2 protein-coding genes are annotated in these 415 nt (G+C 58.8%); both read right to left on the reverse strand.

Features of this window, described 5'->3' with window-relative positions:
* Nucleotides 1-100: 100 nt before the first annotated feature.
* On the reverse strand, nt 101-268 hold the full coding sequence (locus tag AC0L3U_RS38525) for a MerR family transcriptional regulator (protein WP_473364981.1): 168 nt from the start codon (nt 266-268) through the stop codon (nt 101-103).
* On the reverse strand, nt 249-413 hold the full coding sequence (locus tag AC0L3U_RS38530; protein WP_473364982.1) for an HU family DNA-binding protein: 165 nt from the start codon (nt 411-413) through the stop codon (nt 249-251). Before AC0L3U_RS38530 ends, AC0L3U_RS38525 begins: the two co-directional genes overlap by 20 nt.
* Between the last annotated feature and the right edge of the window lie 2 nt (nt 414-415).

The raw sequence follows: 415 nt of genomic DNA on the forward strand, positions 1-415 counted from the left end.
CATCAGCGGCGCGCGCCAGCGCATGTCCGGTGATGGTGAACCCCTGGTCGTACAGCAATGCGCGGATCTGTCGGCTCATCCGCCCGTCCTGGCGCTGATACTACCGACGGTTCCCAGTACGTTTGACGGGGTTGAGTTGAGGAAACTCCTGCTCCCAGTAGCGCAGCACGTGCGGTTTTACCGCACACAGCTCGCTGACTTCACCGATGGTGAAGTAGCGTTTGCCCGGGATGACGGGTAGTTCGTCGTTATGACTTGGTTCCAGCATAAGCCTCAACTCGGGCCTTCAACTTCTGCCCTGGACGAAAGGTGACCACACGGCGAGCCGTGATCGGGATTTCTTCTCCCGTTTTTGGATTGCGGCCAGGCCGCTGGCGTTTGTCCCGCAGGTCAAAATTGCCGAAACCGGACAATT

The organism is Bradyrhizobium sp. Kon69, from assembly GCF_055807515.1.